This is a genomic window from Allofournierella sp., from assembly GCF_048388525.1.
GTDB lineage: Bacteria > Bacillota > Clostridia > Oscillospirales > Ruminococcaceae > BQOK01.
Genome location: NZ_DBGCTQ010000061.1, coordinates 1 through 14645, shown reverse-complemented (window position 1 = coordinate 14645; position 14645 = coordinate 1). Strand labels below are relative to the sequence as shown.

Below are 14645 nucleotides of genomic sequence, written 5' to 3'. Positions count from 1 at the left end.
CGCTCCAAAACCGGGTAAAGGGGGCGGTGAGTTCGCGCCAGCCCGTGAGCAGCGCGCCCCCCAGGTAGCTTCCCGTCTTTTTAAGTACTGAAAGAAGCCGTGCGCCCAGGTTTTTTGTGCCGGCGCGCACCATGCGCGCAAAACGCAGCGCGCTGTACTCGCCCCAAAAGCCCACGTTGTATAAAAATTCTCCCGCCGCTGCAGTCTGGGGCTTTTGCTTGGCCCAGCGCACCAGGGGGTCCAGCCTTTGCAAAAGCCTGCGGCGCAGCGCCGCCGAGCGGCTCGGCCCCTGTTCCGGCCCGGAGGCCCGGCTTTCCGCCTGGGCCTGCCGCTCGTTCACTTGTTCTTTTTCCTGGATCGGCAGCTTGTCCGCCCTCCCTTCTGGTTTTTCTTTAGCCCCGCCCTGCGGCAGGGCAGCCAAGAGGTGCCCCGTCCACGCCTGTGCGGGCGTGGCCGGGGCGTCGCTTTTCTTGGGGGAAAAGCTTCAAAAAGCAAGTGTAGCTTGCTCTTTGCCAAAAAGTCAGCCCGCCGCCGGCCCGGCTATGGGCACCGGTGTGGGCAGGGGTTTATTTGCGCCTGCTTCCATGCGGGGGAACCAGTCCTTCAGGCTGCGGCGCTCGCCGTCCACATAAACCTCTACATGGCACTGGTTGCCGGTGGAATTGCCGGTGGCGCCCACGTAGCCGATCACCTGCCCCTGGGCTACCCCGTCCCCCACCGCCACGGCCAGCTCGCTCATATGGGCATACAAGGTTCTGTACCCGTTGCTGTGATCCAGGATCACATAGTTGCCGTAGCTGTAATGGTAGCCGGCGGTCACAACGGTGGCGTTGTCCATGGCGCAGACCGGGCTCCCGTAGTCGGCGCAAAGGTCGGCGCCCTTGTGGGAAACGCCCATCCACCGGCTCACATATTTGTAATCCGGCACCGGCCACAGCAGCGTGCCGGTAGAAAGCGGCATGTCCTCGGCCTGCGCGCTTTCACCGTAGAGCGCTGCAATATGGCTGGTATTGCCCCGCATCAGCTGTTTCACGGCGGGCTGGATCACCGCGCTGCCCACCGGCTGGGTGCGCAGAACATTCCCGTCCTTGTCCAAAAACTCCCAGCCGCTGATCTCCCGCAGGCCGTTTGCCCCCTGCCGGTCCAGCACCTCCTGCCCCTCGGGCAGGCTCTCGTCCAGAGTGTACTCCACCAGATAGGGCACCTCCTCCTGCCAGTGGGCCCAGCGCGCCTGGGTCTCGCCCTCCTGCAAGGCGGGCGAAGCGCTGGGCTGGGGCATGGGGGTGGGCACGGCCTCGCCCGGGGCGGGGGTCGCGGTGGGCTCCGGCGCGGGCATTGCGGTGGGGGCTGCAGTAGGCGCGGGCGGCTGTTCCAGCAGCGTCGCGCCGCGGCCATTCTCTCCCCCGGCCTGCACCGGGGCCGCGCCATCGGCCAAGCCCGCCGAGGCGCAGGCGGTCAGGGCCAAGCCCACCGCCAGGGCCAGGGCAGCGGCCATGCCGGCCCACCGGCTGCCCGGCGCGGGCGCAAACAAGGCCTCCAGCCGCGCCTTGAGCAGCTTTTTGGGGCTGCCGAAGCCGGACGCGCCCGCCGGCAGCCGCTCAGGCAGCGCCGCGGTCAACAGCACCGCGCCGTAGGCCTTGCGCTGCGCCGCAGTCAGGCCCGCCACCGCCTGTTCGTCACAGGCGTATTCACACACCCGGTTCAGCCGGGCCGCCTGCCAGCGGCACAGGGGGTTGAACCAGTGCAGGCGGCAGGCAAAACGCACCAGCGCTTTCAGCCAAAGATCGGCCCGGTTCAGGTGTGCCCGCTCGTGGCGCAGCGCAAGCTCCAGCGCCTCGCCCTGCAGCTGCCCGGGCAGATAAAGCACCGTGTGCCACAGGCCGGTGAGCACCGGCCCGGGCAAGCCCGGGCAGCGCCGCAATACCGGCGCCGCGGCCAGGCCCTGCCCGGCGCACATATCCCTCCACAAGGCCTGTACTGCCTCCTCAGCCGGCGCCGAAATGCGGTTCAGCCCCCGGGCAAACGCCCAGTAACGGCCCAGCTGCCAGGCTAAAAACACAAGCGCGCCAGCCAGCCACACAAAGGGCAGCGCAGCCAGCGCCCGCTCGGCCAGTGTGGCCTGCACCTGCGGCAGGGGCTGGGCCAGGGGCGCGGTCACGGGCGGCAGGCCGGCCACAGCCGCCGTTTTTTCCGCTGCAGCGGCAGCTACTCCCAGCGCCTCGCCCACAGGTGCCAACGGCTGCACAAGAGCCGGGGCGGTGGGCCGGCCGGCCAGCAGCAGGGCCAGCAGCGGCCCCACCGGAATCAGAAAAAACGCGAAGGTCGCGGCCAGCGCGGCCCGCCGCCAGCGCCAGCGCAGCCTTTTCAGCACCGGTTTCAGCGCCAGGCTCACCAGCACTGCCAGAGCCCCCGCCAGGCTGGTGGGCAGCAGCCAATTATAAAACAGATCATACACAGTGTGTCACCTCTCTTCCAGCCATCTGTGAAGCTCGTCCAGTTCAGAGGCCGAAAGGGCCTTGTCCTGATACAGGGCAGCCACCATGCTCTTCACGCTTCCGCTGTAAAATTTGCTCAGCATCTCCCGCGCTTCGCCCGCCCGGTACTCCTCGCTGGTGATGCGGGCGCTGTAAAAATTTTGCTTGCCCTGCCGCTGTGCGCTCAGGGCTCCCTTTTGCACCATGCGCGCCAAAAAGGTGAGCAGTGTGGTGGGCTTCCAGCCCTTGTCCTGCAGCGCGCCGCTCAGTGCGGCGGCGGTGACCGGGCCGTCCAGCCGCCAGATCTGCTCCATGATCTCCAGTTCAGCCGTGGAAAGTTTCACTGTGCCCCCTCCTTCTACATTTCGTAGTTTTATTTCATACTACAAGCTGTAGAAATTTATTGCAACCTTTTTCATCAAGCTTTCACATTTTTTTTACAAACCCCGAAACCCCTGTCACTCTGCGGGCCTACTGGAATAGTTGTGCAACATGTTGCTTTTTTGATACTGTTTCTGCACATTTTACACACATTTTTGATTTATCCTTAGAGCCGTTCCCCAAGGGCGCCCGTTCGAGGGCCAAGGGGGCAAACCGTTTTTTGAAAAGGAGAACTTGAACATGAAACTTTCTGCAAAAATTTTAAGTCTGGCCTGCGTGGCCGCCCTGGCCGCCGGCCTGGTGGCCTGCGGCGATGATAAGAGCGCTTCCACCCCCGCCTCCACTCCCGCCTCCGCCCCTGCTTCCAGCAGCGTGAGCGAGCCCGCCAGCACCCCGGAGAGCACCCCGGCCGAAAGCGAACCCACCAGCGGCGAGGGCGAGCCCGCCGCCAGCGGCTCTGAGAGCCAGCCTGCGGATGACGCGAGCAGTGCTGCCAGCGGCAGCGGGGCTTCCGAGCCCGCCGCCTCCGGCAGCCAGCCTGCCGGCTCTTCCTCCCAGGCGTAACCTGTCAAAAAATCCCCCGGGGCCGCTCCAAAACGGCCCCGGGGGATTTCTATTTTAAACGGCCCGTTCCAGGCGCATCACTGCCACGGTGATATCGTCCGGCCGGCCGGAGGAACCGGCGCGGGCCAGGGCCGTATCGGCCAAAATGTCGGCGATCTCCTGGGGGGTGTTGCCCACGGCGGTGCACAGCTCCAGCTGCTGGGCCACCCAGGTGCCGCCGTCCGCCAGGGCGCCGTCGCTCACCAGCACCACCAGCTGATCCTCGCTCAGGGTCAGGGCGTCCTGCTGGCCCACCACCCGGCTCAGAATTCCCACCGGCAGGCTGCTGCCCTCCACCGTCTCGGTTTTGCCGCCCCGCACCACAAACGTGGGGCACCCGCCCGCTTTAAAGAGCCTTGCCCGCCCGGTGAACAGATCCACCGTCACAAGGTCCAGGGTGGCGCCGCTCTCCTCGTCGCTCTTTAACGCCAGGGCCACGTTCACCAGGCGCGCCGCGCTCTCGGCGCCAAACCCGGCCCGCAGCAGCTGCGCCACCAGCGCCGCCGCCAGCGCCCCGTCGATCGCTGCGGGGCGCCCCACCCCCATACCGTCGCAGAGCAGCAGGTGGGCGTTGCCGTACTGGTCGCAGAACTGCTCCACCACATCGCCGCAGGCCCCGGGCCTTGCGGCCCGGGCGGCAAGGCCGAACACCGGGCAGAAGACCGCCTGTTCCGTGAGGGTCAGGGTGGTGAGCGGCCCGCCGTGGTCCACCCGGAACTGCCCCAGGGGCCGGTGGCAGATGCGCCCTGCCTCCGCCCGCAGTTCTTCCAGTTCAGGCGGCGCAAAGCTGGTGCGGTTCACGGTCACGCTGGCCCGCAGCCGGCCCGCCGGGTCGTATCCCACCTGGGTCTCCAGCGGTTCCAGCCCCACCGAGGCAAACAGCGCCGCCAGCCGCGCGGTCTTTCCCTCGTCCGGCGCCACGGCCTGGCCCAGCTGGCCCGCCATCTGGCTGAGCGCCTGCGCCATGGCGGTGTACTGTTCGGTCAGCGCCTCCCGCATGGCGCCCGCCTTTACCCGGCTCTCGCGCCGGCTGCGGTACAGTGCATAGGCCCTGCCGGTGGCGCTGCACAGCTCCACCGGGTGGATGCACCGGCAGAACTGGCCCGGCAGCTGTTCCACGGCAGCCCGGCCCTGCTGCTCCAGCACCGGCTTCAGGCGGAAAAAGCCGTCCATGGTGGTGCTGTAATCCTCTACCCAGCACCGCTCCTTGCGCCCGCAGCTTCGGCACAGCTCTTCGGCCACATGGTCCGCCACCCAGTTGTAGCTCTCGCCTTTTTTTGGCAGCGCCTCATAGACCTGGTTCACGGTGTCGGCAATGCCGGTCAGGGCCTGCGCCACGCTCTCCAGCTGGTTCACTGCGCCCGCCACCCGGGGCCGCTGCCCCGCAGAGCTTACCGCCTCGGCCTGGCCCGGCAGGGCCGCCAGCCAGCGCCGCGGCAGGGCAAAAAAGCCCATCTCGCCCAGGGCGGCGCTGCCCAAAAACCCCAGCGCCGCAATGCCGTCTGGCGCGGCCAGGCTGCCGAACACGCTCAGCGCCAAAAACACCGCGCCGCTGCCCAGCTTTTCCCCGGGGGTGAAGTACGCCGCCGCAAGGCACCCCGCCGCAAGGCCCAGGCAGGCAAAGCACAGGGCCGGATCGGCGGCCGCCAGCACCGCGCCGCCCGCCACGGTAAGCAGCGCGCAGTCCCGCAGGCGGCCGCGGTACGCAAAGGCCAGCCCCGCAGCGCCCAGCGCCGCCACCCCCAGGTCAAGCGGCCCCGCAGGCGCCGCCGCCAGGGCGGGCAGCGCCGCAAGCCCCAGCAAAAACGCCGTGCCCGAGAGCGGCCCCGCGGCCAGGGCGCGCTCCTTGCCGCTTTGGCGCAGCGCCCAGCCCGTGCCCGCAGCCAGCAGCGCGTCGCCCAGGGTGCCCATCGCGGCGGCCGGGGTCGACAGCCCGCTTACCGAGAGCATCAGCTGCACCGCCAGCAGGGTGCCGCAGCCCCCCACCGCGCCCGGCGCGAACTTTTCCTTGAAAAGCCAGCGCCCGGCCAGGGCCGCTGCCACCGCGGCCAGATACCGCAGCCCCTCGGTCAGCGGCAGCAGCGCCAGGTAGCCAACAGCCGCGCCCGCTGCGCCCGCCGCTGCAAAGCTTTGCCCGGCCCCCAGCACAAACGCCAGCCCAAAGGGGTGCAGCCCCCCGAACACGCCGCCCGCTGCCAGCACAAAGCCGCCCGCGCCCGCCGCCAGCTGCCACAGCGTGGGGCCAGCTGCGCCAAGCCAGCGGCGCAGCTTTGCTTCCCGCAATTTTTCCATCCAGTTCCACCTCGTTTTCACTGTTTTGGGGCGCTCCGCCGCGCTCCCATGCAAAAAGGGCGGCATGGGCCGCTCCTCGTCTGCATACAGTATAAGATGTGCCTCTGCGCGTTTTTTGCCGCAGGTCATGGAACCGACAAAAGGGGATAAAAAGGGCCCCGCGCCGCAGCATTGCGGCACGGAGCCCTCACTTTTTCTGTTTTGCGGGTATTACAGCGCCCCCAGCGCGGCGCGCAGCCGGGCCAGGGTCTCCTCCCTGCCCAGCATGGCGGCCAGGTCTGTGCCGCCGCCGGGGGTGCGCTGCTTGCCCGACAGGGCGATGCCCAACGGGTACAGCAGCCAGCCGTTCTTCACTTCCAGCTCCTGTGCCTTGGCCGCGCAGGCCGCAAAAATGGCGTCCCGGTCCCAGGCACTTAGCCCTTCCAGCACCGGCAGCAGCGCCTCCAGGGCCTGTTTTGCGGTCTCGGGGGTGGTCTTCTGTTTTTTATTGGCGTACAGCTCCGGGCCGTAGGGCAGCACCGCGTCAAAGAAATCCAGCTGCTCCGGAATTTCGCTCAGCACCTCGCACCGGGGCTGCAGGTTCCGGCACAAAAGCTCCCGGTCGATGGTCCGGCGCACTGCCCGGTCAATCCAGGGGCCGGCCAGGGCGCGGAAGCGCTCGGCGGGCAGGCGGCGGATGTACTCGGCGTTGATGGCCCGCAGCTTTGCCGGGTCAAAGATCGCCGGGCTTTTGCTGATGCCGCTCTCGTCGAACAGCCGCACCATCTCGTCCAGGGTGAAGATCTCCTCCTCGCCCTTGGGGCTCCAGCCCAGCAGCAAAATGTAATTGAGCACCGCCTCGCTCAGGTATCCCTTGGCAATCAAATCCTGGTAGGAGGCGTCGCCGTTGCGCTTGGAAAGCTTGTTCTGCGCATCCTTCATCACCGGTGGGCAGTGGATGTAAACCGGCAGCTCCCAGCCGAACGCCTGGTACAGAAGGTTGTACTTGGGCGTGCTGGAAAGATACTCGGACCCGCGGATCACGTGGGTGATGCCCATCAGGTGGTCGTCCACCACGTTGGCAAAGTTGTAGGTGGGCATGCCGTCGGTCTTGATCAGGATCTGATCCTCCAGCTCGGCGTTGTTCACCTCAATGCGGCCGTACACCGCGTCGTCAAAGCCCGTCACTCCCTCGCGGGGCATCTTCTGCCGGATCACATAGGGCAGCCCCTCGGCCAGCTTTTTCTGCACCTCGTCGGGGCTCAGATCGCGGCAGCAGCCGTCGTAATGGCCCACCACCGCGCCCGCCGCCTTTTGTTCAGCGCGCATGGCCTCCAGCCGTTCCGGGGTGCAAAAGCAGTAGTAGGCCCCGCCCTTTTCCACCAGCTCCTCGGCATACTTTTTAAACATACCCATGCGCTGGCTCTGGATATAGGGGCCCACCGGGCCCCCGATGTCCGGGCCCTCGTCCCACAAAAGCCCGGTCTGGCGCAGGGTGTCGTAAATAATGTCCACCGCGCCCTCCACATAGCGCTCCTGGTCGGTGTCCTCAATGCGCAGCAAAAAGGAACCGCCCTTGCTTTTGGCCTTCAGGTAAGCGTACAGGGCGGTGCGCAGGTTGCCCACATGCATATAGCCTGTGGGGCTGGGCGCAAAGCGGGTGCGGACGGATTCATTCGGCATGATTTTCGGCTCCTTTATCCTTTGGCGGCCGGCGGGCGCGCGGCCGCCGCAAAATTCCTTTCCCATTCTAAACGCTGGGGCGTGGTTTGTCAATTTGGCGGTTTGCAAAAAGCCGCCTTTTTCCTTATAATAGGTACTATTGGAACCTGCGTATCGGAAAAGGAGGCTTGTATGACCTTCCTCTCGCTCTCGTTTGCTGCTTTTGCGGCCCTGGTGTTCGCCGCCTGGTGGGGCGCGCCCGCAAAGGCCCGCCCCCTGGTGCTGGCCGCGGCAAACCTTGTGTTCGCCCTCTCGCTGGGCCTGCACGCCCTGGCCGCTTTGCTGGCGGTCTCGGCCCTCAGCTGGGCGGCCGGGCTGTGGCTGGCCCGCAGCCCGCGCAAAGCGGCCCTGGCGGTGGGGTGCGCGGGCTGCCTTGCGCCTCTTCTCGCCTATAAATACCTCGCTCTGGCAGCGGCCGCCCTGGGTTGGCCCGGGCTTTTTGCGGGGCTGGCCGCCCCGGCCGGCATCAGCTTTTACACCTTCAAGGCCGTGGCCTATCTCGCCGAGGTGTACAAAGGCTGCCTGCGGCCGGAAAAAAGCGCTCTGCACTATTTCAACTACACCGGCTTTTTTGCCCAGCTGGCCAGCGGGCCGATCCAGGCCCCCGGCAGCCTGCTGCCCCAACTGGCCGCCCCGCCCCGGCGCTTTGACCGCGCGCTGGCCCTTGGCGGCTGTGTGCGCCTTTGCTGGGGCCTGTTTTTAAAAAAATGCCTGGCCGACCCGCTGGCAGGCTACCAGGGCGCCCTGGCCGCCCCCGCGCACTACTATGGCCTGAGCGTGGCCTGGGCCCTGCTGGCCTTCAGCCTGCAGCTCTATTTCGACTTTGCAAGCTATTCCCAGCTGGCCATCGGCCTGGCAAACCTTCTGGGCTTTGAAACCGGGGAAAACTTTTTGAGCCCCTATTTTTCCCGCAGCATCGGCGAATTCTGGCGGCGCTGGCACATCAGCCTTTCGGCCTGGCTGCGCAATTACATCTACATTCCCCTGGGCGGCAGCCGCCGGGGCAAGGCCCGCCTGGTGCTGGCCACCATGGCCACCTTCCTGGTTTCCGGCGCCTGGCACGGCGCCGCGGGCGGGTTTCTTGTTTGGGGGGCGCTGCACGGCGTTTACCTGCTTGCAGGGCGCCTCACCCGCGCCGCGCGCGGCCGCGTTTGGGCGGCGCTGGGCCAGGGCGAACACAGCCCGCTGCGCAGCGCCGTGAGCTGGGCGTTCACCCTGCTCCTGGTGTTCGGCGCCTGGCTGTTCTTCGTCACCGGCACCCTGCCCGCCGCGCGGCAGGCCCTGGCCGCTTTGTTTTCGCCCTTCCCTTTCAGTGTGCAGTACCTCAAAGAGAGCATCACGCTGCTGGGCTTCACTCCTGCCATTTTGGTGCGGCTGGGGCTGTTCACGGCGCTGGCCGCCCTGGTGGACTGGCTGTCCCGCGGCGTGGGCTTTGGGGCATGGGCGGCGGCGCAGCGCCCCTGGGTGCAGGCGGCGCTGTGTTATGTGTGCGTATTCGCCAGCCTGTTCTTCGGCGCGGCGGGCGCGCTGCCCAACATCTATTTTGCCTTTTGATTGAAAGGAGCGGCCCGTGAAAAAATTTTTGGCAATTGTGGCGCTGTTCCTGGCGCCGGTGGCGCTGGTGGTGGGCCTGTTTGCGGGTGCCGTGTACGCCAGCGGCGAATGGCGCACCGAAGAGGAGATCGCCGGCCGTGTGCTGGCGGGCGAACCGGCCTTTCTGGGCCTTGCCTACCGCGACAACACCCGCTATTACAAGCACCTTGTGGCCAGCGGCAAAGCCGCGGGCCTGCTGGTGCTGGGCACCAGCCGCAGCATGCAGTTCCACAGCGAGTTTTTCACTTCGCCCAGCTTTTACAACGCGGGCGGCGGCGCCAACTATGTGCACGAGTACCGTTTTTTCCTGGAAAACCTGCCCGAGGCCTCTCTGCCCGATACCCTTGTGCTGGTGCTGGACCAATATTTCTTCCAGGAGGGCTGGTCCGCCGCGGAAACGCTGCCCCAACTGGACTACAGCTACTATTCCTTTGACGCCGGCGCGGCCCTCACCCGCTCGCTGCAGGACTGGGCGGGCGGCAAATACAGCCTGCGCGCCGCCCTTGCCCCCGCGCCGAACACCTACGGCATGGCCGCCGTGGGCCGGGGCAGCGGCTTTTATGCAGACGGCAGCTACAGCTACGGCCGCCTGCTGGATCACCCTGAGGAAGGTTCCGACGTCGCCTTTCACGACAGCTTCGACCGTATCCAGCGCGGCGTGAACCGCTTTGAGTGGGCGGCCGATGTGTACGAGCCCAGCCTCGCCGAGATGGACCGGCTGCTCGCCTTCTGCGCCGAACATGGGATCCGGGTGGCGGCGGTGATCCCGCCCTATGCGCCCAGCGTGTACCTGCGCATGGCCGAAAGCGGCAACTACGGTTATCTCTCCCTGCTGCCCGCGGCGCTGCGCGAGCGCTTCGCGCCCTATGGCTTCGAGGTGTTCGACTTTACCTACATGCCCGACACCCTGGACGCCGAGTATCTCGACGGCTACCACGGCGGCGACCGGGTCTACGCCCGGCTCACCCTGGAGCTGGCAGCCCAAAGCAGCCTTTTGGCCGGCCAGATCAACACCGGCTACCTCACCGCCGCTTTGGCCCCAAGCGGCAACCCCCTGCGCCTGGCAAGCGCCGGCTGAATCCCCGCTTGCGCCGCCTTTTGCGGCGGTATATAATAGACCATAAGACACAACGCGCGGCCGTGATGCCGCGCCGCAGAAACGAGGCAGAAAACAATGAGTGAAACCCCTTTGCGCAAGCCGCGCATTTTGTCCGGCATTCAGCCCACCGGCACCTTTACCCTGGGCAACTACGTGGGGGCGGTGCGCAACTGGGGCGCGCTGCAGCAGGAATACGAGTGCCTTTACATGGTGGCCGACCTGCACGCGCTCACCGTGCGCCAGGAGGCCGCGGCCCTGCGCCGCCAGACCCGCGAGGCCGCAGCCATGCTGCTGGCGGCCGGCATCGACCCGGAGCGCAGCATCCTGTTCGTGCAGAGCCACGTGCCCGCCCACGCGCAGCTGGCATGGGTGCTGTCCTGCAACACCCAGTTTGGCGAGCTGTCCCGCATGACCCAGTTCAAGGACAAAAGCGCCAAGCATGCCGACAATGTGAACGCCGGCCTGTTTACCTATCCCGCCCTCATGGCGGCGGATATCCTGGTCTACAACGCGGACTTGGTGCCGGTGGGGGTGGATCAAAAGCAGCACCTGGAGCTGACCCGCAACGTGGCACAGCGCTTCAACAATCTTTACAGCCCCACCTTCACCGTTCCCGAACCCTACATCGGCAAAACCGGCGCCAAGATCATGAGCCTGCAGGAGCCGGAAAAAAAGATGAGCAAATCCGACACAAACGCGAACAGCTTTATCCTGATGACCGACGACGCCGACACCATCCTGCGCAAGTGCAAGCGCGCCGTGACCGACTCTGAAGGGGTGGTCCGCGCGGCGGACGATAAGCCCGGCGTGACCAATCTCATGAGCATTTACGGTGTGCTCACCGGCAAAAGCTTCGGGGCCATCGAGGCCGAATTTGCCGGCCAGGGTTACGGGGCCTTCAAGGAGGCGGTAGCCGCCTCCATCGTCGACTCTTTTGCTCCCATTCAGGCCGAATATGCCCGCATTCTGGCAGACAAAACATATCTCGACGGCGTTCTCAGCCAGGGCGCCGCGCGTGCCGCAGGCCTGGCCCAGCGCACCCTCACCAAGGTCTACAAAAAAGTCGGCCTGCTTCAGCTCTGATCCGCCATTTTGGCCCATAATCCCATAAAACGGGGTAAATACAAGCATTTTCACCAAATATTCTCCTCTTTTTTCGTATAAAAACTTTTTCTTGGCCCGTTTGCCATATATTGACATTTATGGTTTCATGGACTATAATAAATATGTCGAAACGCAAAAGGGCGTTTTAATTCGGCAGGAGAATCAAAAAATTTCAATTGTTAAAGGAGTAGGGAAATTATGAAATCCACTGGCATGGTACGCAAAATCGATAGCTTGGGCCGCATCGTGCTGCCCATCGAACTCCGCCGCGTGCTGGAGATCAACGAGGACGCATCCCTGGAGATCTATGTGGACGGCGACCAGATCGTGCTGAAGAAATATCAGCCGGCCTGCGTGTTCTGCGGCGAAGCAAAAAACGTGACCCAATTTAAGGGGCGCAATGTGTGCGAGGAATGCCGCAGCACCATCGCGGGGCTGTAAACGTTTCCTGCGCAAACGCAAACAAAAACCGGCCCATATGGTGGGTGTTCGTAAGACAGTATCAAGAAAAACAACTTACGGCATCTGTCAGGTGGGATTGGACAAAGCAGGCGGAATCCAGATTTATGACTGGATTCCGCCTGTTTCATATTTGGCTACGAGCAACTTGCTGCGATGTTTCTATATCTCTAGTCGGTATACAGCAATAACAATAGTTTGCAGCAATCAGCAAGTGGTAATTATCTTGCAAAACGAAGAATGAAAATTAAGATGCTACTAAAACTCTAGTTTATCAGACGCAAAATTATATACTTTGATATAACGCTAATTTCGCTTAGCCTTTGATAGTTCCTAGCTAATAGCTGTTCTAATTCCGCGACGGTAGAAAAGTCATTACCAATAATTTTTATTATCTGATCTATATCCCCTTCATAGATGCCCATATCTTTCAGCATTTTTTTGCTTGGTGAATTTAGATAGTATAGCACTTCTATATTTTTCATAACTCTATCATGCAGAGTTGATATTAATACTTCGGATATATGCTCACATTGCATAAAATATCGAATTAAATCGACTTTACTATAAAAATCAAATTCTATATAGCTTGATTTATACCGTATTACAGTATTGATTAGCTTTGACAGGTTTGCCGTAGGGTATGATTTCAACGTTGCATCTACAACATCTCTAACGGTTTGACGATATTTATATGTTAGACGATTAATAATAAATGTGTTCATTTTAAAACCGTATGTCCGCATTCCAAGAATTTCACACAATACACGAATTAATTCCAGCTTGCTTTGGTTAGGGTCTACAGTCTGCCTGTAAAGTACATCAAATAGCTTTTCTTTGAATTTTGTATATGTTCCGAGAAGAAATTGAACCGTTGAAAAGCGATGTTTTCTGGCAATTAACGAACGGTATTCTTCATATGTAATTCCAAGGCTGTTTAATACCTCCAAAAACTCTGGGTGAGTTGTATAATCGCCAAAATTAATGTCCATATCTATGCTGCTGTCGGTCAACTCAAACTCTATTGATCGAATCGCTTGAGCTTTTTCATATATCGGGTCATTAGGAGTCCTAATATAATATGCCATGCCAAGATAATGTTGATAAAGTCGCCCCGTTCTGCCTACTAAGTTATAGAAATCAAAGGCATCAAATGTTTTATCATAACTTCTATAGGGCTTTGTTATGATTATGTTTTTAGCTGTCGTATTGACTCCTTCCAGGAGGGTAGATGTACAAATCAGGCGTGTGAAACTAGAATGTTTGTTGTTGAAAAGACCAAGTTCAAGCATTCTGATGCCTAGAGGTAATTGCCCATGATGAACGAGAAATCCTTTTTCCAATGCCTTTATCACTGACCATTGAGGATGAATCTCTCTTCTGCCCCAAGTTATAAACTCATTGAGTACAGGATTATCGTCTAATGTTAGCGAATCATAATCAATCGATGTATTTTCGATAAAAGCATCAATTTCAACTACGGTTGGAAAATAAATCAATGTATTATCACTTTGGGGGATGGCCTCTAGTGTTTTATCGGCATATGCCACACGGTCATTTTCGCTTAAAATATTTATCACTTTTACATCATTTACGACTGGCGCGTAATTAGTTGCGTAGAACACTGGAACATCATCAAGTTTTTCAAGGTTTTCAACTCCACTAATAAACGGAGCAAGCAAAACATATTTTTTGCTCCGTTTAACCATGTTGTAATATGCAATATTTAAAATCAGAATTCGCTCATTTGATGCGTCTTTTTGAAGCTTGTATACTTCGTCGATAACCAAAAAATCTATTGCATCAAAGATTGCAACTGTGCTTTCATCGATTACGCGGTCATGAGTTACAATAAAAATATTCTTTTTAGAAAAATCATATGTCTTATCAGGGTCTATCGAAAGATAAATGTTATAATCAGAAAATTTGTCTCTATACTGACGAATTATCTTTTGTTTATACTCATCAATAAGTGCAAGCGTCGGTACGATCATAACAACATTTTTAGGTCGTACCCTGCAGATGTACTCAAACACGACAAAGGTTTTTCCAAAGCTAGTTGGCGCACTAAAAATCAACCCGCGATTTGCATGAATTAAAGACATAATTTTTCTTTGCTCTGGATGTAGTGCAATATTTTCATCCAACGCTGATGTAGCAAATGCACTATATACAAGCGAATCAAAAGAATACTCTTTAGAATACATTGTCAGTCCCAAGGCATATAAGGACTCGGCATTGTTTATTGCGAACTCGGTTTTATTAACTCTTTTATCCAATTCACGAATATAGTTATCACGATATGTTTGGATATCTTCAAAGGGCACTATGTTTTGCTCTGTAGGCATCGCACTTTTTCACCACTTTTCTCATAATCACATCCATCATTTTTGCTTTGTCGATGATTGGAAGTGAGATAAAAAGATATTCTGTATTAAGTCCAAAATAATTCTTTTTTGCTATACCTAATTTCATCCTTGCTAAGTAATTGTCAACAGTATCATTTCTCCCACTGTTTCCGTGAGCAATAAATGTTGGGACGCAGATTTTATTAATATGTGCTGCTTTAATAAAATCTTCAAATGTTATGCAAATGTCTGTATGCGCTTTAAACACATCCAAAAATTCTGCTGAAAGGTTAAAACTTTCGTTATTCGAAAGGACAAGTTTATACTCCTCGGAAATCTGGCTTTCATAGTCGGAAAGCGAGCGATTTATTAGCACTATCGCATTATCAATATTCTTGCAAACTTTAGATTCTCCAAATAGTATAGTGCAATTTACTGGATCATAGAAAAGAGCGTCTATTCCAAACACACTCATATTCCTGTCTGTCGTGCATTTGAATTTGGGAATGATACAATGTACTTTGTAGTAATTTGATAAAAGCACATGAAAGGTATACTCACCAATTTTACCTATTTTATCTTTTTGAACCA

The 14645-nt window shown here is 59.4% G+C and carries 12 protein-coding genes; 5 read left to right on the top strand and 7 right to left on the bottom strand.

Annotated elements, in window-relative coordinates:
- The 3 genes from ACMLHZ_RS07955 to ACMLHZ_RS07945 all read right to left on the bottom strand — a co-directional run.
- Positions 1 to 340: hypothetical protein (locus ACMLHZ_RS07955; RefSeq protein WP_418667221.1), on the bottom strand; the 340-nt coding region annotated here is incomplete at its 3' end.
- Between the two features lie 180 nt (positions 341 to 520).
- Positions 521 to 2455, bottom strand: coding sequence for a M56 family metallopeptidase (locus ACMLHZ_RS07950; RefSeq protein ID WP_418667220.1), 1935 nt, complete (start codon positions 2453 to 2455; stop codon positions 521 to 523).
- A gap of 6 nt (positions 2456 to 2461) precedes the next feature.
- A complete protein-coding gene (locus ACMLHZ_RS07945; RefSeq protein ID WP_177565667.1) occupies positions 2462 to 2818 on the bottom strand; it encodes a BlaI/MecI/CopY family transcriptional regulator in 357 nt (118 codons plus the stop codon).
- 277 nt (positions 2819 to 3095) lie between these two features.
- On the opposite strand from ACMLHZ_RS07945, the gene ACMLHZ_RS07940 reads away from it, so the two are divergent.
- Complete coding sequence (locus tag ACMLHZ_RS07940; protein WP_418667219.1) at positions 3096 to 3419, top strand: hypothetical protein; 324 nt, start codon at positions 3096 to 3098, stop codon at positions 3417 to 3419.
- Between the two features lie 54 nt (positions 3420 to 3473).
- Here ACMLHZ_RS07940 and ACMLHZ_RS07935 read toward each other — a convergent pair whose 3' ends face one another.
- Together ACMLHZ_RS07935 and gltX are read right to left on the bottom strand one after the other, a co-directional pair.
- Positions 3474 to 5750 carry a SpoIIE family protein phosphatase gene (locus ACMLHZ_RS07935; RefSeq protein ID WP_418667218.1) on the bottom strand — a complete coding sequence of 759 codons (2277 nt, stop codon included), beginning with the start codon at positions 5748 to 5750 and terminating at the stop codon, positions 3474 to 3476.
- 210 nt (positions 5751 to 5960) lie between these two features.
- The gene (gene gltX, locus ACMLHZ_RS07930; RefSeq protein ID WP_418667217.1) at positions 5961 to 7412 is read right to left on the bottom strand and encodes a glutamate--tRNA ligase; all 1452 of its coding nucleotides are present in this window, start codon (positions 7410 to 7412) and stop codon (positions 5961 to 5963) included.
- A 171-nt stretch (positions 7413 to 7583) separates the two neighbouring features.
- Here gltX and ACMLHZ_RS07925 point away from each other — a divergent pair, with 171 nt between their 5' ends.
- From ACMLHZ_RS07925 to ACMLHZ_RS07910, 4 genes are all read left to right on the top strand, one after another.
- The gene (locus tag ACMLHZ_RS07925; protein WP_418667216.1) at positions 7584 to 9005 is read left to right on the top strand and encodes an MBOAT family O-acyltransferase; all 1422 of its coding nucleotides are present in this window, start codon (positions 7584 to 7586) and stop codon (positions 9003 to 9005) included.
- A gap of 16 nt (positions 9006 to 9021) precedes the next feature.
- On the top strand, positions 9022 to 10122 hold the full coding sequence (locus ACMLHZ_RS07920) for a hypothetical protein (protein WP_418667215.1): 1101 nt from the start codon (positions 9022 to 9024) through the stop codon (positions 10120 to 10122).
- A 96-nt stretch (positions 10123 to 10218) separates the two neighbouring features.
- The gene (gene trpS / locus ACMLHZ_RS07915; RefSeq protein ID WP_418667214.1) at positions 10219 to 11226 is read left to right on the top strand and encodes a tryptophan--tRNA ligase; all 1008 of its coding nucleotides are present in this window, start codon (positions 10219 to 10221) and stop codon (positions 11224 to 11226) included.
- A gap of 219 nt (positions 11227 to 11445) precedes the next feature.
- On the top strand, positions 11446 to 11688 hold the full coding sequence (locus tag ACMLHZ_RS07910) for an AbrB/MazE/SpoVT family DNA-binding domain-containing protein (RefSeq protein ID WP_418667213.1): 243 nt from the start codon (positions 11446 to 11448) through the stop codon (positions 11686 to 11688).
- A gap of 284 nt (positions 11689 to 11972) precedes the next feature.
- On the opposite strand, the gene ACMLHZ_RS07905 is transcribed toward ACMLHZ_RS07910, so the two are convergent.
- Positions 11973 to 14054, bottom strand: a complete 2082-nt coding sequence (locus tag ACMLHZ_RS07905) for a DEAD/DEAH box helicase (protein ID WP_418667212.1) — start codon at positions 14052 to 14054, stop codon at positions 11973 to 11975.
- On the bottom strand, positions 14023 to 14645 hold a 623-nt coding region (locus ACMLHZ_RS07900), incomplete at its 5' end, for a Hachiman antiphage defense system protein HamA (RefSeq protein ID WP_418667211.1). The genes ACMLHZ_RS07900 and ACMLHZ_RS07905, both read right to left, overlap by 32 nt.